Annotated in this window: 24 protein-coding genes; 12 read left to right on the top strand and 12 right to left on the bottom strand. The window is 57.3% G+C overall.

Translation table 11 applies throughout. From position 1 onward, the window contains the following. Positions 1–5: 5 nt before the first annotated feature. Both ACSC1S_RS05790 and ACSC1S_RS05785 read right to left on the bottom strand, forming a co-directional pair. Positions 6–4,028, bottom strand: a complete 4,023-nt coding sequence (locus tag ACSC1S_RS05790) for a helicase-related protein (RefSeq protein WP_435363529.1) — start codon at positions 4,026–4,028, stop codon at positions 6–8. 6 nt (positions 4,029–4,034) lie between these two features. Continuing rightward, the gene (locus ACSC1S_RS05785) at positions 4,035–6,779 is read right to left on the bottom strand and encodes a DISARM anti-phage system protein DrmE domain-containing protein (RefSeq protein WP_435363528.1); all 2,745 of its coding nucleotides are present in this window, start codon (positions 6,777–6,779) and stop codon (positions 4,035–4,037) included. A gap of 72 nt (positions 6,780–6,851) precedes the next feature. Here ACSC1S_RS05785 and ACSC1S_RS05780 point away from each other — a divergent pair, with 72 nt between their 5' ends. After that, positions 6,852–7,100 carry a BlaI/MecI/CopY family transcriptional regulator gene (locus tag ACSC1S_RS05780; RefSeq protein WP_435363527.1) on the top strand — a complete coding sequence of 83 codons (249 nt, stop codon included), beginning with the start codon at positions 6,852–6,854 and terminating at the stop codon, positions 7,098–7,100. 39 nt (positions 7,101–7,139) lie between these two features. Here ACSC1S_RS05780 and ACSC1S_RS05775 read toward each other — a convergent pair whose 3' ends face one another. Together ACSC1S_RS05775 and ACSC1S_RS05770 are read right to left on the bottom strand one after the other, a co-directional pair. Continuing rightward, positions 7,140–7,679, bottom strand: a complete 540-nt coding sequence (locus ACSC1S_RS05775; protein ID WP_435363526.1) for a hypothetical protein — start codon at positions 7,677–7,679, stop codon at positions 7,140–7,142. A gap of 594 nt (positions 7,680–8,273) precedes the next feature. After that, entirely contained in the window at positions 8,274–8,477 is a 204-nt protein-coding gene (locus ACSC1S_RS05770; RefSeq protein WP_435364612.1) for a hypothetical protein, read from the bottom strand. Here ACSC1S_RS05770 and ACSC1S_RS05765 point away from each other — a divergent pair. Next, positions 8,400–8,795 (top strand): Cdc6/Cdc18 family protein, encoded by a 396-nt coding sequence (locus ACSC1S_RS05765; protein ID WP_435363525.1) that lies wholly within the window; start codon positions 8,400–8,402, stop codon positions 8,793–8,795. The genes ACSC1S_RS05770 and ACSC1S_RS05765 overlap by 78 nt on opposite strands. A gap of 16 nt (positions 8,796–8,811) precedes the next feature. On the opposite strand, the gene ACSC1S_RS05760 is transcribed toward ACSC1S_RS05765, so the two are convergent. Both ACSC1S_RS05760 and ACSC1S_RS05755 read right to left on the bottom strand, forming a co-directional pair. Next, positions 8,812–9,957 (bottom strand): hypothetical protein, encoded by a 1,146-nt coding sequence (locus tag ACSC1S_RS05760; protein WP_435363524.1) that lies wholly within the window; start codon positions 9,955–9,957, stop codon positions 8,812–8,814. A gap of 1 nt (position 9,958) precedes the next feature. Beyond that, positions 9,959–11,077 carry a hypothetical protein gene (locus ACSC1S_RS05755; protein ID WP_435363523.1) on the bottom strand — a complete coding sequence of 373 codons (1,119 nt, stop codon included), beginning with the start codon at positions 11,075–11,077 and terminating at the stop codon, positions 9,959–9,961. A 112-nt stretch (positions 11,078–11,189) separates the two neighbouring features. On the opposite strand from ACSC1S_RS05755, the gene ACSC1S_RS05750 reads away from it, so the two are divergent. Further along, on the top strand, positions 11,190–12,665 hold the full coding sequence (locus tag ACSC1S_RS05750) for a pentapeptide repeat-containing protein (protein ID WP_435363522.1): 1,476 nt from the start codon (positions 11,190–11,192) through the stop codon (positions 12,663–12,665). A 158-nt stretch (positions 12,666–12,823) separates the two neighbouring features. Beyond that, a complete protein-coding gene (locus ACSC1S_RS05745; RefSeq protein WP_435363521.1) occupies positions 12,824–13,075 on the top strand; it encodes a hypothetical protein in 252 nt (83 codons plus the stop codon). A 5-nt stretch (positions 13,076–13,080) separates the two neighbouring features. Here ACSC1S_RS05745 and ACSC1S_RS05740 read toward each other — a convergent pair whose 3' ends face one another. Further along, complete coding sequence (locus ACSC1S_RS05740; RefSeq protein WP_435363520.1) at positions 13,081–13,320, bottom strand: helix-turn-helix domain-containing protein; 240 nt, start codon at positions 13,318–13,320, stop codon at positions 13,081–13,083. Positions 13,321–13,527: 207 nt separating this feature from the next. Here ACSC1S_RS05740 and ACSC1S_RS05735 point away from each other — a divergent pair, with 207 nt between their 5' ends. The 4 genes from ACSC1S_RS05735 to ACSC1S_RS05720 are packed head-to-tail and all read left to right on the top strand — an operon-like array spanning position 13,528 to position 15,720. Then, positions 13,528–14,187, top strand: coding sequence for a PadR family transcriptional regulator (locus ACSC1S_RS05735; protein WP_435363519.1), 660 nt, complete (start codon positions 13,528–13,530; stop codon positions 14,185–14,187). Further along, complete coding sequence (locus tag ACSC1S_RS05730; RefSeq protein ID WP_435363518.1) at positions 14,184–14,534, top strand: hypothetical protein; 351 nt, start codon at positions 14,184–14,186, stop codon at positions 14,532–14,534. The genes ACSC1S_RS05735 and ACSC1S_RS05730 overlap by 4 nt, the downstream gene beginning before the upstream one ends. Next, complete coding sequence (locus tag ACSC1S_RS05725) at positions 14,534–14,686, top strand: hypothetical protein (RefSeq protein ID WP_435363517.1); 153 nt, start codon at positions 14,534–14,536, stop codon at positions 14,684–14,686. The genes ACSC1S_RS05730 and ACSC1S_RS05725 overlap by 1 nt, the downstream gene beginning before the upstream one ends. After that, positions 14,683–15,720 carry a tyrosine-type recombinase/integrase gene (locus ACSC1S_RS05720; RefSeq protein ID WP_435363516.1) on the top strand — a complete coding sequence of 346 codons (1,038 nt, stop codon included), beginning with the start codon at positions 14,683–14,685 and terminating at the stop codon, positions 15,718–15,720. Before ACSC1S_RS05725 ends, ACSC1S_RS05720 begins: the two co-directional genes overlap by 4 nt. 214 nt (positions 15,721–15,934) lie before the next feature. On the opposite strand, the gene ACSC1S_RS05715 is transcribed toward ACSC1S_RS05720, so the two are convergent. The 5 genes from ACSC1S_RS05715 to ACSC1S_RS05695 form a co-directional block, all read right to left on the bottom strand. Beyond that, entirely contained in the window at positions 15,935–16,852 is a 918-nt protein-coding gene (locus tag ACSC1S_RS05715; protein WP_435363515.1) for a DUF7537 family lipoprotein, read from the bottom strand. Positions 16,853–16,929: 77 nt separating this feature from the next. Continuing rightward, positions 16,930–17,811 (bottom strand): NmrA/HSCARG family protein, encoded by an 882-nt coding sequence (locus ACSC1S_RS05710; protein WP_435363514.1) that lies wholly within the window; start codon positions 17,809–17,811, stop codon positions 16,930–16,932. Positions 17,812–17,904: 93 nt separating this feature from the next. Beyond that, positions 17,905–18,921, bottom strand: a complete 1,017-nt coding sequence (locus ACSC1S_RS05705) for a VOC family protein (protein WP_435363513.1) — start codon at positions 18,919–18,921, stop codon at positions 17,905–17,907. Then, entirely contained in the window at positions 18,922–19,581 is a 660-nt protein-coding gene (locus ACSC1S_RS05700) for an alpha/beta hydrolase (protein WP_435363512.1), read from the bottom strand. After that, entirely contained in the window at positions 19,578–20,519 is a 942-nt protein-coding gene (locus tag ACSC1S_RS05695) for a ring-cleaving dioxygenase (RefSeq protein WP_435363511.1), read from the bottom strand. The genes ACSC1S_RS05700 and ACSC1S_RS05695 overlap by 4 nt, the downstream gene beginning before the upstream one ends. A gap of 183 nt (positions 20,520–20,702) precedes the next feature. Between ACSC1S_RS05695 and ACSC1S_RS05690 the strand changes: the two genes are divergently transcribed. The 4 genes from ACSC1S_RS05690 to ACSC1S_RS05675 all read left to right on the top strand — a co-directional run bounded on the left by ACSC1S_RS05690 (position 20,703) and on the right by ACSC1S_RS05675 (position 23,143). Continuing rightward, positions 20,703–21,413, top strand: coding sequence for a DICT sensory domain-containing protein (locus tag ACSC1S_RS05690; protein ID WP_435363510.1), 711 nt, complete (start codon positions 20,703–20,705; stop codon positions 21,411–21,413). 114 nt (positions 21,414–21,527) lie between these two features. Then, positions 21,528–21,932 (top strand): winged helix-turn-helix transcriptional regulator, encoded by a 405-nt coding sequence (locus tag ACSC1S_RS05685; RefSeq protein ID WP_435363509.1) that lies wholly within the window; start codon positions 21,528–21,530, stop codon positions 21,930–21,932. An 82-nt stretch (positions 21,933–22,014) separates the two neighbouring features. After that, positions 22,015–22,866 carry a M99 family carboxypeptidase catalytic domain-containing protein gene (locus ACSC1S_RS05680; protein WP_435363508.1) on the top strand — a complete coding sequence of 284 codons (852 nt, stop codon included), beginning with the start codon at positions 22,015–22,017 and terminating at the stop codon, positions 22,864–22,866. Next, a complete protein-coding gene (locus tag ACSC1S_RS05675; RefSeq protein WP_435363507.1) occupies positions 22,859–23,143 on the top strand; it encodes a hypothetical protein in 285 nt (94 codons plus the stop codon). Before ACSC1S_RS05680 ends, ACSC1S_RS05675 begins: the two co-directional genes overlap by 8 nt. The last annotated feature ends 83 nt before the right edge of the window (positions 23,144–23,226 follow it).

Here is a 23,226-nt window from a genome sequence, read left to right as displayed (position 1 = left end):
GATGATTACCTCCGCGACATTCGGCGAAACAGCTGTTTGTCATTGTCATCATCCGGAACAAGCCGGATCGGTTCCTCGATATCCCTGAGACTGAGCATCGGGGGCGGAGAAAGAGCCTCTGAGGCCATGTCCGCATCAATATTCTCCAGACTCCCAAGTGCACGTTCGAACTGGTCCACCAGCTGCTTATCGAACGCCTCTGGAAGTTCTCCTGCCAGGTCGGAACCGTACGAACTCCGGAGCAGCTGGAGGACGTCATCTCTCGTGTCGATACTCAGATCATCAAGGATCGAATCTTTGACCGTATGGTTGGGCTGTAGAGCCCTCGCTAGATTCTGCACAGGTTCCCCGAAGTACAGATTTTCATCAGTCTGATACCACCACTCTGTCAGAACCCACGCGAACAGAAGGCCGGGCAGGGTACGCTTGACGCTGAAATGGCTCCACCTGTTCAGGGGGACGGCCTCAACGAGACGGTCCAGATACTCGTGGTACTTGCTAAACATGTGGTAGTGACTCTGGTCACGCTCTCGAGCTGGATTGAAACAGAGCAAGACCAGCCCGGGGTGCTTCCGCCCCGCCCGCGAACTGGCCTGGATATACTCAGAGGTTTGCCGGGGCATCCCAAAGAACACCATGTAATTGAACCGGTTCACGTCGACCCCGTGACTGATCATATTTGTCGCAACAACCGTATCAATCCGTTCCTGCGGGTCCTCTGGTGGATCTTCAAGGTTGTTAAGGATGCTCTCCACTTCAGTAAATTTCGTGTCACCCGTGAGTTCTCTCGAAAGAGGTCTCGGCAAATCATCTCTCATAAGATAATCAGCTATTTGTCCCTCGATGGACTCGGTCAGTCGATCTTTTTCATCATTACTGATACAGTATGACAGCGTTGTCTCATAAAGAGAAACAAGGTCACGAAGCTCATCGTTGGACTCGACGCTCTCGAGGTTCAGTTCAGAGATAAGTGGATGGGGATCGGCGCCTGCATCGAGATCCTGACGCAGCCGTTCGATTTCGTGCCTGTGGTGATACACCAGGTCGAGTACGGCATTAATGTGGGTCTTGCCATGAGGCATCACACCACAGAATTGGCGCCTCGTGGTTTCCTCGGTCGTTGCGTAGAAGTTCTCTCCATTGTACGGCCCCGGTGCTGGGAATCGTTCCGCCTTCCGAAGATAGAGGTCCTTGACCTGCCTGTCGTAAGCCTCTATTGTCGCTGTCGCTGCGATGATCTTGGTTCGCTGCTGCCCATTCTCACGCTGGAGCGTATCGATGAGCGTTTCGAAGTGGCTGTCGAACGTTCCGAGTGTCTCCTCGAGCAGGTGAAGCTCGTCCTGAATCTGTAGTGTTGGCGAGATATCGTGTGGGTTGCCTAGCGGAGTATCCTCGAGTGGAATCAACCGCTCCTCGGGGTCAGCATTACCGCCATAGCGGTTATGACAACCATATTTCTCGGTACACTCGCCTTTGCTGGCGAACCCGTGGTCCGGACACCAGTGAGTCATCCTTCCGGTATAGAGATGCGCAGATTTCCGGTCGTAATCTACTGCTGCGATCTTGTCGATCGTCCCCACCACCATCGTCGGGGCGTACCGATACAACTCGTTATCCACGATATGTACGGGAAGCTCATCTTTCGCAAATATCTCATAGCTCCCCTTATTGCCCGGATCGCGCTGTTGCCACCGACAGTCCTCGCGGCTTGCGGTACATGTGTGTGCCAGCCGAAAGTCACTGGTAACCCGGAGTTTTGCCTTGCTCTCACAGGCAGGGCAGCGCGGAATAACCTGTGTCTCTTCCCGCAACGTTTCGTTTTCTGTGAATCGGAGGTATTTACGGATGTAGTCCTCGTCATCAGCGTAATCGGCCTTTGTGTAGCTCGACAGCTTGTTAGGAGTATTAGATGACCCCACGAGATATCCCAGGGAGAGCGGCAGCCCACCTTTCTCTCGTAACTCCGGAGTCTCGAGCCGAGTTAGTTCAGCGAACATCAATATTTCACAGATTCGCTGCGTCTGCTGTAGCGATAGCAGACGCAGTGGGAATCGAGTCCATGCAGAGACACCATACTTCTTCCCTCTGAACCGGTCGAAGAACGCACTGAAAACGGCCAGTCCGAGATATGCCTCTGTCTTTCCGCCTCCCGTTGGGAACCAGACAATATCGACAAGGTCGAGGGCTGCCATCGGCTCCCCGTTATGATTCTGTGATTCTTCCTGCGTAGTTTGCTCGTTATCTTCTTTCCGCCACGAGACATCGCTCCACTGCTTATATTCCGGTGCTCTCGTCGCGATATCCGGAAGGACACGGAGAATAAATACCAGCTGGAAAAGTCTCCACGACTCGTAATCAGGGTCGCCGTCGGGCGCTTTGACTTTCCTCCGGAAAGATCGATTCATGAGCTCAAACGCGCGGGCCACCCATGGCTCATGACCCGGATCGGAATGGGCTCTCTCAAGGTCATCTCGGAGGCAGTCAACTGCCCGGCGACAGCGCTGAATCTCTCGTCTGAATGCTTCCCTATCTTCAGCAAGGTCTTCGCGATCCCGGTCGAGGAAGTTGGGGCGATTACTGTAGTCCTGTTTCAGTGCCTGATCGTATCCACCATCAAAGTCCTCTAGATACCACTCCATCGCCGACACCAGATCTTCCAGCGCATCCAGTCCCCCATTTTCCAGATCTGCGAGCATCGTGAAGTCGGTATTGGGGACTGGGTCTAGCGACTCTTTATCTCGGGTCACAAACCGCTGCTGGCGGTGTGTTGGCAAGTATTCAGTCTCAAGGACCCCGGATGGTTCGCCTTCTGGACGGACCACATTACAGTTCGTTCCGTGCCCAGGGATAGATCGGTCGTATCTGAAATCTTTCTCCAACCGCTCGAATGTGAAGTCAGTGAAATCACCGCTGGCGAGTTTCATCCGGGCCGTAACGTCGAAAAGCGTAGTGTCGTAGTCGTACTTTCCAAAGTCTGACTCAACACCTTTCGTTGCCGGCCCCGGGGCCGACTGGTTCTCAACAACCAGTGTCCCCTGTAGCACTGGATGATCTGCCTCGGATATCTGGTCGCTGTGCCGTCTGGAGAACTCACATGAGACCTCAATATCCCATGGCGGGAGCATCATCTCATTATCAGGACCGTGAGTTAGTTCCTTAATGAGAGCAGTAAACCGTGCTCGTGTATCTTCTTCGCTCGAACCGTTCAGGAACGAGGCCGGGAACACATACTCTCCATCCCATCTTGTGTCAATGTCGATCGGCTGATCCATATCAGCCACCGGGGGAACCTCCAGCTCCCGGTCGATATTGGCTGACGGTCTCCAGACCGGGGGATGACGGTCCGAATCGTCAATTTCTTCCACCCGATTTCGAAGCTGCTCACGGAGCTGATTCAGAACCCGCCGCTCAACTGTTCCCTGTAGTATCTCCCCGCGACTTATCAAACCCAGATCTGGAATCTCGATTTCGATCGCTCCTGTTTCAAATGAGATGCGTCGGTAGACTGGCGTGAGACGTTCTTCCTCCTCACTCTGCTCGTTTTCTTGCTCAACCTCGTCTGCGAGTGTGACGAGTGAGTCGTCCATTTGCTCTTCGAAAGTGGGGAAAGAGCGATAGTACACGTTGCCCGAAATACTCATCTGAAGCCCTTCTGCCGTCTCAGGATCAAGGAGAAACTCGGCCTGAATCGCAGAAGGGTTCAGTTTCGATTGCATCTCATCATCGAGGTCGCTATGCCCCGCTTCTTCTTCCGGCACAAGTTGACCGGCGAAATACCGGTCGGATGGCTTGTCGAGCACTGACTTCCGGTCTTCTGGCTCTCGATTACCGGTTCCGCTAATTTTGTCGAGTACCCGGGACCCGATGAACTCCGCAAACCGTGCCTGATCCCGGTATTCCGGATCTGAAAGTCCTTCAACAGGCTCTTTCAGATGCTGGCGCAGACTGGTTCCTGCCTGCTCCCAGATTGAGGTCTCCTCCGCTGATGTACTATCGAGCCGGCCGTCAGTTTCTGATTCTTCAGACATTGATGATTACCTCTGAATAAGTCGCCCGAGTCTCGTTGTGCTAATCTCTAACCACTCATCTCCCACTTTCTCAACCGTTTTTACAGCTGTGGCAGACTGAACGTCCCCGATCCTTAGGCCACACTCCTCGAGTAGCCAATCGTCTCTGTCGGATTCACGTGCCCCGATCAGTATTTTGCTCAGATTCATACCTACCCTCACGTGCAACTTGCGTACCTCTTCCAGCCCTTTGAAGATCTGCTCAGAATGGGCTCGTAACGATTCAACATTGTAAATGTCTCCCAGAGCCCGAATCACAGCAGCATTTGATGGGCCGATAGTTTCCTTTTGTAACCACTTCTTAATCTGGTTAGCAGTGCGAGTCGGGTCCTCTTCATGCTTCGTTGACCACTCCTTCAGGTCCGCCTGGATCCATTCAGCCATTTGCCGTTTAGAGGGGTTGACGTCTTCTAGGATTCCAAGCTCCTCGCGCTCTTCATCCGATGGTGTAAGAGATTCCATAATCTTGTCGAGGCCTGTTGTCCACAGGTCTAGCATCGAGAGGTAATCTTGGAACGGCCCGCGGCACTCAGAGTGAATCTTCTCGACGATGTGCTCGAAAATGTCCCGGCGACTGTCGTCCTTGATTACAATGACCTCGTCTCCCTTTTTCAGTGCCTGCGCTGCGACAGGTTTCCGCCGCAACTGGCCTCCCTCGTCATATAGTTTCCACAGATGGCCACCGGGCTGCTCGTACAGAAGAGTGTCGTCGGTGAAGTCGATCCGGATCGCTTCCACCTCACCTCGCTCGTTAGACTGGGCATCAGCCACAGATCGTCCAGCGTTAATCGTTTCCTGTTGCTCACCGCTATCAAACTCCTGCTCCGAGACCCAGAAGTCATCATTATCATCGGGTCTGAGGTCCTCCAGGTCAATCGAGACATCCTCCGGAGCAGTAGGCGTACTTCTCCCAATCTTGGTTGAACCACCAGACCGGGCGTTTGAGCGAGAAATACTGACAGAATCTTTCTTCTCGCCCTCTGACTGCTGAGCCCTCCTGTAATCGTAAGGGCGTGGAGCTCGCGGTTTATCAGCAAGAGTAAACTCGGAAAGCGACTCACTGGACAGTCCCATCTCCTGTATGAAGTGGTGCTGCGGGCCTCCCCCCGCACGCCATTCTGCTTTGTCCAGAACATCCGCCAGCCGTCTTTCGAACCGTGATCGGGTCCAGCTGTATATCAGGAATCGATGCTCGGGGGCAGCACCTGCGAGAAGAGCCGGGTAGTGGCTATTAGTCGGAACGCCCGGAAAGAGCAAGATGTCCGACTCCGGGATCGTATGGGGGCTGTACAGGTTGTGGAATTTGATCGAGGACCCAGACAGCGCCTCACCTGAAAACTCAGTTCGTTCAGTAATGAAGGACCGAATTATCGATTCCTGTTTTCGCGTGGCCGAAAGAACAGTCATAGAGCAGTCTGACTCGATAGCATTGCGTACCTGAGTCGCCAGCTCGTCGGCCTTCGGGTTATGCTCTCGAAGGGCATCAGCCATCCGCTCGAAAGCGTCACAGCAGTCTGCGATCTGCTCCCCTACGCCCAGAATCTCATCATCCAGTGAGTCCTGGCGCTTTCGAAGACTGTTAATCATGTGCTGGATAGTCTTTCCCGCTCCCCAGCTCTCCGTATCGTCGAGCCGCATCAGTGAGTCGTGATAATCGACTGCCGGAAGGAGCGTATCCAGATATGAGTAGATGAAGTATGCGTTTGCGACACTCTGATGCGCAAATGAGGATACCTCAGGTTCCTCCCTCAACGTTTGCGCTGTCTCATTGATCCGTTTCCATGCCTCCCTGGAGACTTCCTCCAGAGGACCATGCGGTATCTCAACAATCTCACGGTTTATCCCTCGTGCTATGTTGACCAGCGGCCCGACTGACTCCCTGAACGGATTGGCGATAACAGACCCATCGTCTGTATCTGGGCCACCATCAGTACTTCCCATATCCAGATCTGCGACAGGCTCGAGCAGTTTCTGTGGTGCCGCCTGAAGCTCTCCATGGCTCCACCCCCAGAACAGAATTTCTTCCACTCCAGCCCCAGCCCGTCGCTCGTTCTCCTTCGCGAGGGATTCAAGATACTCATGGGTAGGAGAGTCGAAGATCATAATACGCGGGATTCCCTGCTCCCTCGCGATTTTCTCCCAGCCCTCCTGTGCCGCACGGTCGTCTAACAGTCCGGTAGTAAAGTCGAGCACTAGTCCGGAGAGGTTCAGCTTGCAATCGTGAGCGAGACTCTTCCCGAAATTGGTGTGTACGATTGCCGCCTGATGTGGCTTACCCTCCCAGTTTCGTGGCTTATGCCTGGTGATGTAACTGACAGATTCGCCATCTCCTGTGCGAACCATTGGTGCAGTGAATTCACCCAGTGGCTCTGGCTCGATACCCGGGGCCGGGTGAAACGGACCTATCCCGAGATTAAAATACTGATCTCGGACTCCAGACCGATTACTTACAAATAGGGCTGGTGGTCCCCTCCCCCGGCACTGATACCCGACCGCCAGTAAGATCGGGAGCTGTACGAACGTTGGCGGCGACGGATATATCAAGGCAATATCTCGTCCGCTGCTAAACGCCGCCGCTGCTGCCGCAATATACGACCGATCTAGACGGGTGAATGCTGCTTCGCTCTTCTGATAACTGAGCCTGCCATCCCTATCGGTTCCCAACACCGGGGCTGAAACGCCTTGCAATTCAAGAACATCATCACCTGACATCAGATTACATGAAAATGATATTTTGAGTGTCTTATACTTTCGGGCGTGATCTAGGATTCCGTTGCAGAGGATGTGCGACCAGAGGTTGCGACGAGGTACGCGGAGGCGCTGAGTACGCACCAGCGGTTGCTGTACGAGATTATTCGCGAGCAAGGGGAAGTGTCGGCTTCTGAGTTGCATCGGTTGTACGAGGAGCAGGCTAGTGAGGTGAGGGCGCAGAGTACGAGGCGGGAGTATCTGCGAGCGATGGAAAAGGAGGGAGTGATCCAATCAAGCGGTGAAGGGAGAGGGACTATATATTCACCATATCGACATGGATAGTGCCATCTTCACAAAGAAGGGAACGCCCGGTATGGACGGCTAATCGTTCGAAGCTTCACGTGTTAGTAGACTGGTTTCGGGTTCCCATGGCTCGGTCCGAGACATTAAGAAGGCTCGTTTACGCCGGTCCTCGTTCCGCATACGCATCTGGTTCATAACGTGGAGAGCCGAATTAAGCCCGAGGCCCATACCCAAGAACATCGAACTCTCAAAGAAGATATCACCACGTAAGATGCGAATGACTTGATTAGGATCGCCTATGATGATCGTGGTTCCTTCGGGGAAGTCATCACTGGAGACTTGGGCCCCCTTTGGGTAGAGGAAGATGACCCGATAGTCGCCGTTCTCCGTGAAAGCTGTGGCCTGCTTGAGTGCGTGCCCGTTAATTCGCATATCGGATTCGACTTCGATAAGCGACTTTCCAAGTGTGAGGTCGGGATAGTATCCATTCACTTGATCAGGTTTCACCCCCGTGAGTCCCAGTTCACCGCCGATATGGTCAATACGGAGTCCCGGTTGGTCCGCGAGTCCATCAACCAATTTGTACATAATCTCGTCGTGAACTGGTCCGGTGGACATCGATTACTGCCCCGTTAGCAAGCGGTTCCGGTATTCTTCAGGGTTGAGATTCCGCGTCCTAAGATGTAAATCGAAGTCCCGACGATAGCTGGAGTCAGTACGGTAGTTGGTTACGTGGTCGCGGGCACTGATTTTTGGCTCAGAAGTTTGAATCCACACATCAATGGCATGGTCCATTCGTGCCTCTTTTTCTGCCCTTGCGTTTTCGCTGTGTGCTATGCTGGTTGATACAGCGCCTATGATCCCAACCCCCGCGAGGACAGCTTGTCCGACGCTCACTCCCTTCACACTGATACTCGGTCCCGTGATTAATCCCAGTGGGTCTATTGTCGTGCTCATGATCTAATGTAGGCTCCACTCTTGAAAACGCCAAGTGGAGTACTAAAATATCGAACGTGTGTCATACTTGTTTGAGAGTGTACCATAGAGAGGGCATCAGATAACTTAACGTGGAGACACCATGAACTGAGCACTCAGTCTACTATCATGACGGATGGCGTGATTTCTGGGGCATTGTCTGCACTAATCCCATCAATGGTCTTTGATGGAAGCGAGTTGGAGTCTTCTCTACGAGGATTATCCCGGGAAAAGGATTTAGTGAACTTGCGGGATTAATAGGGCCTTGAGTGACCGTGGGACGACAACAGGCAGTTCGTCGCGCTCGTCGATGAGGCCGACATCCTCTGGGACCGCGCCGAGGTCGGCTTCCAGGTCGGCGCGGTGAACGGGGAGGTGATCGAGCACGTTGCGGACGTGGCGGCCGGTGACGCCCGGATGGGAATCTCGTTGCTTCGGCACAGTGCGCAGTTGTGTCTGGATGACGATCGGGGGCGGATTACTGTCGAGGACGTGGATTCTGTAGCAGAGGATGTTCGGTCAGAGGTTGCGACGCGGTATGTGGAGGCGCTGAGTACGCACCAGCGGTTGCTGTACGAGATTATTCGCGAGCAAGGGGAAGTATCGGCTTCTGAGTTGCATCGGTTGTACGAGGAGCAAGCTGGCGAGGTGAGGGCGCAGAGTACGAGGCGGGAATATCTGCGGGCGATGGAGAAGGAGGGAGTCGTAGTGGCAAGTGGCGAAAAAAAGGGAAGGGAGTATTCGGTGGATATATTCTAAATAGTAGAACCTTTCTTTACAGGAACCCATATTCAGCCAAATCGGACTGAGAGCCACTTTCTTCAAGATATTCCGAAATCGTTTCTTTGATTGCCCGGACTTTTAAGAGAAATTCAATTGATTTGGATTCATATTCTTCTTCAAGATCATAATAGATACTTTCGGCATTCTTTTTTCTAGACCTGAATCGGTATGTTTCACTTCCATCTCCAATTTTGTCACTGGAGCTTGAAACTGCCGTGATAATATCCATCTCGAGCCATCTTTCGATTATCCTTTCAGCTAGATTGAAAGCTTTGTTTTCCGAATTAGGTCCATGGAGAGTTTCAGTATAATATTCTCTAACCCCTTGCTCTGAGAAGTGAGTATTTGGAATATCTGTGTTAGTTTGCTCGCTCGCCATAACTGTGACAGTGTGCTCGAGTAATCTACTGTGATGTACATCGTAAAAGAAATCAGGAATCGAGTGAGGAGAATCAATCACTTGTACGCCGTCTTCAAGAATTCTACCCAAAGGGTCCTCGTTCCGATGTTCAGATCCAGAGCGGAAGTTGGTATATAAATCGAATTTCTCTCCGTTGGTCCCCCTGACTCTCCAGACATAGAACTCCTCTAATTGAGGTTGGCTTCCCTTGCGATCTACAATTTCGTTCCCTGTCTCCTGCCCTCTGCCATCGTCCACTACAATTGCGACCTTTATTCGGTCTGGGTGGAAATCAAGACCAATATCATCTTGGAGTGGGTCTATGTTATTTCTCACACTCTCAATTACCTCGAGCCCTTTGTCAATAACTGACTCCGGTCTGGATCTATCGGGAAGGATAATTCCTAATAGAATTGCCCCATCCGATTGGTTTCCAACTAGAACATCAGCTGAATCTCCCTCGTGAGTCCTAAGTGGAAAGAATGTCCTAAACGACCAGTTCGTTCTTCTACCTAATTCTCCATATCGAAGGAAGGCAGCCATCAGAGTTGTCCGGACCGCGTGGGCCCGCTGAGAAGCGTCTCTTCTATTCCTATAAATATTCCTCGCGTACTCGATTGCGTCGTCGTCCTCTTGTAGTTCTTCAAACTGTTCGCTGAAGACATCCCTGTAATGGTCATTGGCAATCCTCTCAAACTCAGCTAGTGCTGGATACCAATCTGTATCTCGTAATCTCATATTATGAAGCTTGAATGTCGACAGTGGCAGGTTCTGCCCGGTCATCCAAGGTCGACTGGATAACCTCAAAGAACCGGAAGAAGGTGCTTATATTCTTTTCATCTCTAGGGAAGACCCTGATCGCTTCCTCATCCGCTCTCACATTGAAGAAGATATTATTTTCAGAATCATAGATTTTACTAGTGAAATATACTGAACCCCTCTGGGAATGTGAGTCGATCAGTGCATAATCCTCTTCTTTTAGATTCGACTTGAGTGGTTTCAACTCATCGTGAGTCATTGGTTGTGTCAATTCAATCCTTGCCGGGATGGATTGAGAGACGGTATATCCTTGGGTAATCTCCACTGGTTCAATTGCTGTGCTATCGTAAGCATCTTTAATCGAAAGAGTCTGTTCTATGCATTCTTCGATATATTGAAACAAGAAATCCAAAGATCCACTCACGAGTTTGAAGACACCCTCTTTATTCACTCGAAAGGTGATTTTATCTGGTATCGATATTTCCAGAATATGAGGTAACACTCCGTATTTTTCACCAACCTCTCTTAATGTTTTGAGACCGTCGTCAGCATAGTAATTTATTGTGCGTTCTACGTCAGGCCGTTCTTCAGAATCAATCTTTGTCCCCTCATTCCTTTTCGCAACAAACTCAGTTACTTCAGCTGCTTCCTCCTCCTCTGCAATCATATCTACAACCTGGCGGAGTGTTCTTGGACTGATGTAGAGGTAATGAGCACTTTCGAGATCTTCAAGCAGGGGAATTATCGAGTTGTCAATCTCTTCCGTTTTGCGTTGGTCTGTATAGAGGAAGAACAGTTGATTATCCGGGTTATAATACAAATAGGCTTGAGCTCTGTGGTCGCCATAATCCTGACCAATCTTGAGTACCGCTCCATAGTCCTCTTCAACATCCCAACCTTGCTCTTGGATTGCCGACGAGAAATTTGATTGCCCTTCGATGTCTGTGACTCCAGACACTATGTAGAGATCTCTACTGGCGATGTCTTTGAAATAGTTGGAAAGATACTCATTGAACTCTGTTCCATCATTAAAATTAGTCCGTACTATATCCTCAGATAAGTCCTCGACTTGCACTCGTGGGACATCGAAGACATCCATGACTCAGAATTGGTGAGGCGCATAACATAAACTACCCGGTAAAAGTATAATGTTTGATAATTATTAATTCGCCATATGATATAAGAGGATGGGTAAATGTTCATTAAGTACCGTGTCTGATGACGAAGAAGAAGTCTGTGGGGCCGCCTCGTCTGAGGACTCTCTACCATATGGCGTCGATCCAATCGAGTGTGACATCGAACCCATCGAAAATGGCGAGAAGTGTATCTTCCACGCCGATCCAGAAGATGAAAATAAAAATATTGACCAGCTGTCGGCCAAGTGGGAAAACATTGGTGAGGAAATCCACGGATTGAATCTGTCAGGGATGTCAATCGGCGACGCTTTGGATTTCTCATCAAAAAAGCTACACAATGCCAATTTTTCAGATGCGCAATTAAACCAGGCTGATTTTCGTGGTTCTGACTTATATAACTCCGATTTCACGGGTGCGAAACTACGTTCAGCGAAGTTTCACCATCCAAGAACAGACCTAGAACGTGCCGTATTCGATGAAAGCAAGTGCATCGACACCAGATTCATGGGCGCGAAACTTCACAACGTAGATTTCAAGAACGCTAATGCTAGCTCTGCAAAGTTTCAACATTCGGACTTAGCAGATGCAACCCTGGATGGCACAAATTTCAGGCGCGCTAAATTCATCAGGGCAAATCTTCGTAGTGCGGAATTTGTAGATGCCGACTTGTATAAAGCCGAATGTGGTGGGGCTAATTTTGAAGACGCAATTTTATACAAAGCCGATATACGCTCTACTTCTTTTGTAGGTGCAGATATGTACGGCGTGGATTTCCGGAACGTTGTCGCTGACCACCAAACGGACTTTGGGAAACAAACTTGTAGAGAATATACAGCTGACCACGATGTCGAGTGGAACTTTATAGACAATCAATTTTCCAAACCAGCTGTTTCATGTGATAATCGAGGTCCTCTGGTGGATTTGGATGAGGATTATGAATTTGAATCAGAATATAATTGTAAGATGGAGAGTTACTGGGAAAATCTTGGAATGCTTGAAAAATTCATCCGCGGATCTTCCAGAGCACTTTCTCGATTCCCTCTCTGGAGTCGCCAAGATAGTAAGCGATTGGAGGAGTCCGAAGAGATTTATTCGGATTTGAAACATGTGTTCCAGATTTCAACGGTTTCTGAATCACAAAGACACTACAATATAAGACAGAAGGAAATAAAAAGGAAGTTGTCATATACAACTGCAAAACTTTCATGGTTTCGTTTATCCCTTACAAGAAGGACAATGAAGCATGGGGAGAGTCCACTACAGGTGTTGATTAGCGCCATATTTATCATAGGATTCTTTTCATTAGTCTACCCTATATCTGGCCTAAGAGCCGACCCAGGTAATCAAATATTTTACACACTCAAGGAACCAATTTCAATTTCACAGGCACCAACTGTACTGTATTTCAGCGTTAGACGCCTGATAACCGCTTCAAATGGAGGAATTACCCCATTAGGTCTGAACGAAGGAATTGCACTTGCTGAAACGATAGCTGGCGCTCTTCTAACCGCTATGTTAAGTTTCGTACTAGGTAGACGAGCTACAAGTTGACCCCACGAAATGCCACTATTTCTCAGTCTTAATCACACCAAGAACATGGTTCATAACCCATCAGATCAGTTTACAAGTAGAAGCCATCTGTTCAGCTGAGATTTTTCGATGACTCCCGCCCTTCCCTTTTTCATACCCACCTCTCACCATGAGCCGGGATGTATCGAAATACGACGCTGGATATCGTTGATGAGCGAGCTGACAACGTAGAAGTCTCGGTGCGAATCCGGTCAGACAGAACTGGCAGAGGCTACGCAGCCCTGGTCTTCATCGAGGTCGACACCGACCGCTGGGAGTTCGGAGTCCTGGACAGAGATGGCGCGAAGGTAGCGGAGCAGATCGACGACCAGGAACAGCCGGTTTGGATGGAATCGACTCTCCGCCAGTTGGGACTGGGGGTGCAGGCGTGAGGCGGTCAGTTCTCCCGTTCGACCGTTTCACGCCCCTCTTCGGTTATCCACCAAACAGGGCTTCTCCCAGCCTTCTTGAATTGGAGGAGGGCGTCGTCTTCGAGAGCGTAAAGTCGCTTCCTCATGCCCTCATTCGAGAAATCGAAAGCATCGGCCACTTCCCGAGTAGTCAAAATGGGGTCGTCAGACTCCAAGAACAACTGCAGAATTTCGGCGTCGGTAACCGTCTCCTTCCGGCCAGCCATTATCCTGACCGAGATAGCGAGGCATCATATTATCACTGGTTAGATAGTTGCATCCAGATAACTGGTTCTTTTGGACAATTTAGTTTGTCCAATACAACTAAATCCCTGTGCGATATATTGCCGACAGGAAGCGTCACGCGGACCCGTCTCTCACCGAGATTGGGTCTGCATCAGAACTGCGGGCCCGATGGTGGAGCATCGGCCCGCGTGAGCTTCCGTGACGAAGGCACGAAAGCCATGTACGAGAACGACGACAGCGGGTTTAAAACCCGTGAACGACCGGCAGCATCGAAACCGACTATCTGCACCGACGGCGGCCAGACGTGGCCCCACCCGCTGACGAACGCGGCCACCTTCTCCGGCGATCACCCCGAGACCCTCTGGGTCGCGCGCTCGACCACGACCGGCCGCATCGTCGACGCCTTCACCAGTGACCGGGTCGCCGCGTTCGTCGAGGACGCCATCGAAGCCCAGCTCACCATCGTCGACCTCACCAGTCTCGAAACCGCGCGCGAGGTCGCGGCCGACGGCGGGACCACCTGGGCGGACCTGACCGCCTTCCAGCGCGACTGCCTCGAAGCCATCCACCGCCTCGACAGCGCCGACGAGACCAGCTATGGGCTCGCCATCAAGCGCGAACTCGAGCACCGCTACGACGACGAGATCAACCACGGCCGTCTCTACCCGAACCTCGACCACCTGGTCGACCACGGGCTCGTCGCGAAGGCCGAACTCGACAAGCGCACCAACGAGTACCAGCTCACCGACTCGGCACGCGCCATGCTCGAATCGCGCGCGAAGCGTCTCGCCGACACCTGCGGCTTCATGCTCCGCCGGCCGGCCGCCGACGGAGGTGAAGACGAGTGAGCGCCGACACCCCGGCCACGCCCTCGAAGTCCGACCCGGCCAGCCTCCAGACCGTCAACGAGGGCGATGTGGTCGAACTCGCCTACGCGAACGCGCAGGGTGCGTTCACCGTCTCCGGCGTCGTCGACGAGACGAAGCCCGCCCTCGACCCCGGCCGTCGCCACCGCGCCGTCTTCGTCGACGGTGAGGACGGCGTCCGCTACGGGGTGAACGCCTCGGGCGTCGTCTTCAGCGAGGACCACTACTTTGGTCAGCGCGGCCGCCTCGAGGTCCGCGAGAAGACCGATGATCTCGACGCTCGTGAACCGACCCGAGCTGACGACGCGCCCTTCGGGGTGACCGACTGATGGCGGTCGACGAGTCCACCGTTACGGGGGTAACTCTGGACGTCGACGACCGCTGGCCAGCCGCGACCTCGTGGGTCCGCCTCTCCGACGACGGCCTCACGGCCTGGTCCTCGACGAAAGACCACCGAATCGGACGGAGGTACGACCGATGAGCGAGCTCGAACCGATGGGCGTCGAGGAGGCCATCGAACTCTACCTCGAGGCCCGCAAGGACGACGCCGCGGAGTGGACCATCACCTCCCATAGAGCGCGGCTCCGTCCCTTCATCGAGTGGTGCGAGGAGCAGGACGTCGACAACCTGAACGACCTCAGCGGTCGCGACCTCTACCACTACCGGGTCTGGCGCGCCAATGGGAACTACAGCAACAGCGACGTCGACAAGCTCGCCCCGACAACCCTCGAAACGTCCCTCTCGACGCTCCGTACCTTCCTCATGTTCTGTGCCGACGTCGAGGCCGTCCACCCGGACCTCTACACGAAGGTCCCACTCCCCGAACTCAGCAAGAGCGACGAGGTCAGCGACTCGAAGATGGCTCCCGACCGTGTGCCCGCGATCCTGGACTACCTCTACCGCTACGAGTACGCCAGCCGCAGCCACGTTATCTTCCTGCTGCTGTGGCACTGCGGGGCTCGCATCGGGGGCATCCGTGCCATCGACCTGGAGGACGTCGACCTCGACACCAGCTCCCCGACCATCGAGTTCGTCAACCGCCCGGAGACGGACACCCGTCTCAAGAATGGGGAAAAGAGCGAGCGCGTCAACCGCATCAGCGACGAGGTCGCGAAGGTCATCCAGGACTACATCGACGGCCCCCGCGTGCGCATCCGCGACGACCACGGTCGTGCCCCGCTTCTCACCACGACCCATGGCCGTATCTCCGCCGGGACGGTTCGCGTCACGCTCTACCAGATCACCCGCCCCTGCATGCTCGACCACCAGTGCCCCCACGACGAGAACCCGACCACCTGCGAGTACAACACTCGCGCGAAGGCCAGCATGTGCCCATCGGCTCGCTCTCCCCACGACGTCCGGAAGGCCCGGGTGACGAAGTACCGCGACGACGGCGTCTCCCGTGCCATCGTCTCCGACCGCCTCGACGCCTCCGAACCCATCCTCGACAAGCACTACGACCGTGCTTCAGAGCGCGACAAAGCCGAGCGGCGATGGAGGGAGATCAACCGATGAGTGCTACTCAGATATGGGGGAGGGTGGGTGAATTACAGATGGACACCTGCAGCGCCCATGATTCTTCTGCGAACAACGTGAGCGGAGAATCATCTCCGCGAAGGATTTGAACCAGGGAGCGAGCGAAGCGAGCGACCGAGGTTCACAATCCTGCAGCGCCCACTTATCCTGCGCCCAATCCGATGAACTCCTACCCGTGGGTACATGTTGCCAGTTACGTCGAGGCCTCGTCGAGCCAGTCGGGTTCTTCGACCGTCGTCGTGCCGAGTTCGGTGTAGGAGAGTTCGAAGTGCAGGTTCAGTTTGGAACCGTCTTCCGTCACTTCGAGGTCGTACTGCATCTCTCGGAGGGTGCCTGCGTCGTCGACGACGAGGCGGAGGTCGAACTTCGAGACGGAGCTGTAGTCGAACGCGGAGGCGTCCGCCTGGTCGGTGGGCAGGTACAGCTGGTCGAGGTCGGAGACGGTGTAGACGTAGAGGGTTTCACCGTCGACCGTCGTCGGGCCGTCGTAGGTGAAATTCGCAGCTTCTGGGTCGAGTGCGCTGGTCGCGTTCATGGCCGTGAGGTACGTCGAGACGTCGTACTGGGCGGCGTCCGCTTGCTGGTACTGGACGGTATCACCGAAGGCGGAGCGCTGGGTCGCGGTTCCATCGGGGGAGACGTAGAGGTCGAACTGCATCGTCGAGTTGTCGTCGCTGGTGGTGAACCCGTCACCGGCGAGGGTGCCGTCGATGGCCTGTGCGCCCGTCGCGAGGTCGGCCTGGACGGTCCAGTCGAAGGTGAACGACTGGGTCTCGGTCGAGGTTACCTGGGTCATATCGATGGAATAGTCGAGGGTGAAGTTCTCGGCGTCCTGGAGCGAGGTCGCGTGTGAGGTCGCGAGGCGCTTGGACGAGAGCGGGTGTGCCTGGGTTCCGGACGAGCCGGTAGCCGTCTGCGTTCCCGTCGTCGCAGTCAGCGTTTCGCCGGACGATTCGTCGGTGGCGGAGTCGGTGGTCGCCGGGGTCGCCGAGTCGGTGACGGTCGGGTCGGTGGCGGTGTCGTCAGGCGCGGTTCCACCGAGGCAGCCGGCGGAGGCGACGAGGACGACGACGACGAGAAGCCACAGCGTCCGACGCGTGAGGGAACTCATTCACCAGTAGACGATGCGGGTCAGTATAAACGCCCCGTCGCGCAGGACGACGAGACAGGAGTGCACGAGTCGGTGGTTCAGCGCGTCGCGGTGGGTGCGGGCTGCCAGGCATCGCTCTTCTCGAGGTACGTCGAGAGGCTGTTGCAGTGGATGCCGTACCGCTGCGACAGCTTGTCGATGTCGGAGTCGTAGCCGACGTCGTTGAACCACTGGAACATGTCGGCGAGTTCGTCGCCGGCCTGTGCGCGGTAGTCGTCGATGGAGAGGTAGACGGGGTCGACCTCGATGCCGAGGTAGTCCGCGAACTCGCTCGCCATCGCGGAGAGGGTGCATTCGTCGCCGGCGAGTTCGATGGTCTCGCCCGCGAAGGTGTCCGGGTCGGCGAAGGCCATGGCGACGGTTCGACCGATGTCGGTCGCATCGACGAGCTGGAGGGTGACACCTTCGTCGAGGGGGAGTGGAAGGCGTCCCTCGGTGATCTCGTCGTGGAGGTTCGCCGTGAGGTTCTGCATGAAGAACACGGGGCGGACGATGGTTGTGGTGAGGTCGAGGTCGGCGAGCGCCTGCTCGACGGCGTACTTGGAGTCGAAGTGGGCGAGGCCGGTCTCGCGGTCGGCACCGCCGACCGAGGAGTAGACGAAGTGCGAGACGCCGGCGTCGGCTGCACACGTGGCGAGGGTGGTGCCCTGTTCGGTCTCGATGTCGGTGCCGTCCTCGAAGAACGTGGTGACGCAGAACACGCCATCCATCCCGGTACAGAGGTCGGTCATGCGGTCGGCGTCGCGCATGTCGCCTTCGACGACGGTGACGCCGCGGGTCGCGAGCCACTGGGCGCGCTCGCTGGTCGCGTCACGGGTCAGCCCGTAGAGATCGAAATCGCCGTACGCACCGGAGCTGAGGTGGTCGATGACTGCGCCGCCCTGTGTGCCTGTCGCTCCCGAGACGAGTATCTTCAGCATAACAACACACCTACGCCGGCTGAGGCGATAAAGCCGTACTGAGAGCGTCTGACACGCGGGGTGGCCCGGTTCTGCCGGTGGCCTCACCCTTCGCTACGCGGTCGGCCACTCGACCGGTGGCAGTCGCTTCTCGATCTCTTCCCGGTCGTCCTCGACCCACCTGGGCAACTGGAGCGACCCGCCGAGGTCGTCGACCGGTTCGTCCACCGTCAGCCCCGGTCCCGTCGTCGCCAACTCGAACCGGATGCCGCCGGGTTCCCGGAGGTACACCGACTCGAAGTACGTGCGGTCCTTGATGCGGGTCGGTTCGAGCCCGATGTCGCGGAGGTAGTGGTGCCACGCCAGCAGGGCGTCACGGTCGGGAACCCCGAATGCGACGTGGTGGACCGTCCCTTTTCCGTCGCGGCCGAAGCCGTCCTGCGTGCTGTCACCAGCGCCGCTGCCGGAGAGCGACAGGTCGACCACCGTCGCGTGGTCGGCGGGAACCTGGTAGCGAACCCGGTCGTCGGTCTCGCCCTCGAGTTCGTAGCCGAAGTGCTCGAGCACCCGGGCCGTCTGGTAGGGCGCTGGTGAGAGCAGGGTCGTCCCCGCGAGGCCCCGGATGGCGTGCCCGGTCGGGACCTTCCCATCGGTCCACGCGCCGCCCTCGACGCCAGCTCCGGGTGACGTGGCGACCAGTTCCAGCGGCAGGCCGTCCGGTGCCGCGAAGCCGAGTCCGGCCTCCCCGAAGCGCGAGAATTCGGTGTACGCGACCCCGTGCTCCGAGAGGCGGCCGGCCCAGTAGTCGAGCGACCCTTCGGGAACCGCCAGCGCGGTCGCACCGGGTTGTGGCGGGCCGACGCGCCCGTCCGGCCCGGCGTTCGACGGGAACAGCGTGAGCAGGGAGCCGATGCTCCCCGACCCGTCGCCGAAGTAGAGGTGGTGGGCGAACTGGTCCTCGTAGTTCACGGTGCGCTTGACCAGTCGCATGCCGAGGACGTCGCTCATGAAGTCGACCGCGGTTTGCGGGTCACCCGACAGGGCGGAGACGTGATGCAGGCCGGAGACGTGGGGCGGCGTCTGCTCGGGGTCGGAGGCGGTCGTAGCGTCGTCCTTGCGACGCGCCGTCACTCAGTCCTCACCCGACCCGTCGACCAGACGTGCCACGATGTTCTGGACGTGTTCTATCTCGTCCTCGTTGACGGTGTGGCCCATGCCCTGGTAGATCTGCTCGGTCACGTCGGCGCCGAGGTCCTCGAACACCTTCGTCGTCTCCTGGACGCGTTCGAGCGGGATGTGCGGGTCCACGTCGCTGCAGCCGAGGAAGACCGGCGTCCCATCGAGGGAGCCGTCGTAGTCCCGCGGGGTCCCCTCGGGACCGATGACGCCGCCGGAGAGTGCCATCAGGCCGCCGTAGCGGCGGGCGTTCCGGGCGACGTACTCGCTGGCGAGGCAGGCTCCCTGCGAGAAGCCCATGAGGGCGATGCGCTCGTGGGGGATGCCCGCGTCGAGGGCGGCCTGGACGGCGTCCTCGACGGCCTGCAGCGCCGAGGTGAGATGGGGTTCGTTCGACGGGATGGGGGCCATGAACGAGTTCGGGTACCAGGTGCCGCGCTGGGCCTGCGGGGCGAGGAACGCCACGCCATGTTCGTGGAACTCGTCGGCCATGGCGAGCATGCTGCGGGCGCTCGCGCCGCGGCCGTGGCACATGACGACCGCACCCTCGGCAACGTCGAGCGGTGCGCCAGCACTGGCGAGTGGTTGGTCCTGGTGGACGCCAGAGGTGCTCATCGGCTCGTCACCTCCGGGGCGTCGAGCGACGGCAGGGCCGCCTCGAGTTGCTCGCGGTCGTCCGCCAGCCACGAGGGTAGCTTGAGCTCCGAACCCAGGGTCTCGACCGGTTCGTCGACCGCGAAGCCCGGTACGTCGGTCGCGACCTCGAACAGCACCCCGCCGGGTTCCCTGAAGTATATCGACCGGAAGTACTGGCGGTCCTTCTGGTCGGTGACGTGCAGCCCGATCTCGTCGAGGTCGGCCGCGAGGGACTCCTGTACCTCGTCGTCGGGGACGCGGAAGGCGACGTGGTGGACCGTGCCCGCACCGGGGACGCCTCGGCCGCCGACGCCACGGAAGAGGTCGACCACGCTCGCGCGGTCGCCACCGGCCCGGTACCGGATCCGGTCCTCGGTCTCCTCGGCGCGTTCGTACCCGAGCGTCTCGAGGACCGACCCGGTCACGTCGGGGTCCATCGAATGCAGCGTGACGCCGTGGAACCCGCGGATGGCGTACTCCTCGGGGACCGGCCCGTCGGCCCAGGGTTCGATGTCGCTCCCGGCCTCGGTCGCGACGAGTTCCATCGGTTGCTCGTCGTGGTCGCGGAAGGGGACGACCGTCTCACCGAAGCGCGACCGGGGCTCGTCGTGGGCGACGTCGAGGTCGTCGAACCGGTCGAGCCAGTAGTCGACCGCCCCTTCGGGGATGGTGAACGCGGTGGCCGTCGCCTGTCCCTTGCCCGGCTGGCCGGTTCCAGCGCCGTCGAAGGGGAAGAACGTCAGGATGGTACCCGGTGTGCCGACCTCGTCGCCGTAGTAGAGGTGGTACGTCGAGGTGTCGTCGAAGTTCACCGTCTGCTTCACCAGTCGGAGCCCGAGGACTTCGGTGTAGAAGTCCACGTTCCGCTGGGGGTCGCTCGCGACCGCGGTGACGTGGTGGATACCGTCTGTTTGCATGGACGGTCCTAGGAACGCGACAATCATATACTTAATCTGACAGTCGTGTAACCAGGGGACATCGATGTCAGGTGCCCCAGTTACGGAAAACCGACAGACTGAGGTGTGCTCGTCGGCCGGCAACGGTTGCATACCTAACAGGATGGGCAGGGCGCGTACGGTACCGGCCGCGAAAGCACCCGTATGAGCACGAGGTCACTGGGCAGCATCGTCGGCGAGACAGAGCTGGGCTCGAAGACGCTGCACGCCTGCAACGTCACGAACGAGAAGGCACTGAAGGCGGTCGGACGATTCCTCTCGAAGCACGAGGTGAAGAAGGTCAAGGACAAGACGGCGTCCGGGACGCCGAGGAACACGCTCCTGCTGGAGTCGGATGGCCGGTTCGTCGCCGCGAACTCGCTGGAACGGGTCGCCAGATTCGCGGCACAGAGCGGCCAGCCGTCCCACAAGACCGAGATACCAGCCGTCATCAAGCACCTCGACGGGACGCGCTTCCGGTCGTACGACAAGCGCCGGATGATCATGGCCTCGCGCATCGTCGAGTTCCGGGCGTGGAACCAGCGCGAGGGGACGCTCCACTCGGGGTTCCAGCAGCTCTCGAAGGTCGACCTCCAGCGCAACGTCTACCACAACCTCTCTACCGTCGACCTCGACGTCCACGTCTACGGCGAGGACGACTGGGAGCGCCCAGCCGACATCGACGTCCACGTCCACGCCAGCGACGCGAAGGAGATCGTCAAGCACTGGTGGGTCGTCTACGACGGGGGCGGTCGCGACGACCGGAAGGCGTCCCTGCTCGCCCAGGAGACGGGCGACAACGAGTTCTACGGCTTCTGGACCTACGACGCCGGGACGACGGACCAGATTCTCGACCGGCTGTCGGCGATGCACTGAGTCGGGGTCCGGCGGTGTCTGCCGACCGCCGAGTGGAACCTGTCAAACCAGTTCTGTAATGTTAGCTGGTTCGGATACGAACCTCTAAGTGGGGCGGGAGCCTTCCACGGTGTAATGGCAACGTCCTCGAACGACAATCCCAATGCGGCGGCCTGCCCCGTCATCGACTCCCTCGAACAGATCGGCTCGCAGTGGCGACTCGTCGTGCTCCACGACCTGCAAGACGGCGAGAAGCGATTCAACGAGCTCAAGCGCTCCACCGACGCGAGTTCGCGCACGCTCTCGCGGGTGCTCGACGACCTGCAGGAGATGGGATTCGTCGACCGCCGCCTGGAGGAGGACGCCCCGGTCGCGACGTTCTACTCGCTGACGGAGAAGGGTGAGTCCCTCTGCCCGGTGTTCGACGCCATCGGCGAGTGGGCCGACGAGTGGATCACGACGACGGACACCGACGACGTCGAAGAGACCGCACCGGAGAAGCTCGAGACCGACGGCGGCAACCCAGCCGACGCCGAATAGCGACACCCGCGGTCCGTCCCGAGGACCATCCCACCCGTTATCCAGAACATAATCTTCACCGTGGACCCGCTGGTCTCGACCGATGAAACGACGGACGTTCCTGCGACGGTCCCTCGCCGGGCTCGCCGCCACCACGGTCGGGCTCGGACTGTTCACGGACAATGACGAGTCGACAGTCACCGCCGGGACACCACCCGACGACCGGACCCGCGAGTCCCTCCTTCCCGGAACGACGTACCAGACGCCGGTCGTGACCATCGACGCCGACCAGCCCGGGCCGACCGCACTCGTCGTCGGTGGCCTCCACGGCGACGAACGCAGCGGGTACCGGGCTGCCGAGGCGGTCGCCGAGTGGTCGTTCGACGCCGGGACGGTCGTCGTCCTCCCCCGGGCCAACGTGCCGGCGATTCGCCGGGGGTCGCGAGAGAACGACAACGGCGACCTCAACCGGAAGTTCACGCCGGAGGGCGAGCCCGAGACGCGGCTTGCGCGGGCCATCTGGTCCCTGGTCGAGGAGACCGAGCCCGACGTGGTCCTCGACCTCCACCGGTCCCGCGGCATCTACCGGATACACCCGCGCAACGTCGGCCAGGCCATCTTCCCCACCGCCGCCGGAGACGCGACAGCGCACGCCGAGGCGACCTGTTCCTTCCTCAACGATGCAGAGATACCGTGGTCGATGCCACTGCACAGGTTCACCACCGGCGGAGACATGGACGGGTCCGCCCCGCTCCTCGGGCACAAGGTCGGTGACGACCTCGGTACGCCGGCGTATATCGTCGAAACCACCACGTTCATCACCGACCTGCAGACGCGGGTGGACTGGACAACCGCGGCGGCCGAACACTTGCTCGCGGCGCACGGTATCGAGCGCCAGCCCTCGGCGAGCGCCGGGCGTGTCGCCGCAGAGACCGGAGGTGAGAGTGATGTCTGAGTCCCCACCCCTCCAGCGCTGGTTCGCCGGCAGGGCTGTCGCCACGGTGTTCTCGCTGCTCGTGTTCCCCGTCGTCCTGCTGAAGTACGGCTATCACAACCCGCTGGCGATGCCGGGCTACCTCGTCTTGACCATCGGGAGCGCCATCGGGAACCGCATCGCACCGCAGTACGAACTCTGGGTCTACTGGGTCCCCTTCGTCGTCGGCTCGTACGCGCTCTCGGTCGTCTTCGGCGGTCTCTACCGTGCGCTTCGCTCCGGACTGGGCGCGGATTGAGGACGTTACTGGTTCGAACGATTCTGCCGATTTCGACAGTCCCGATACCGTTACAATCCGATTCTCGCCTTGCTACGTTGGGT

Source organism: Haloarchaeobius pelagicus (assembly GCF_051207375.1).
GTDB lineage: Archaea > Halobacteriota > Halobacteria > Halobacteriales > Natrialbaceae > Haloarchaeobius.
This window is presented reverse-complemented; position numbering and strand designations above follow the sequence as displayed.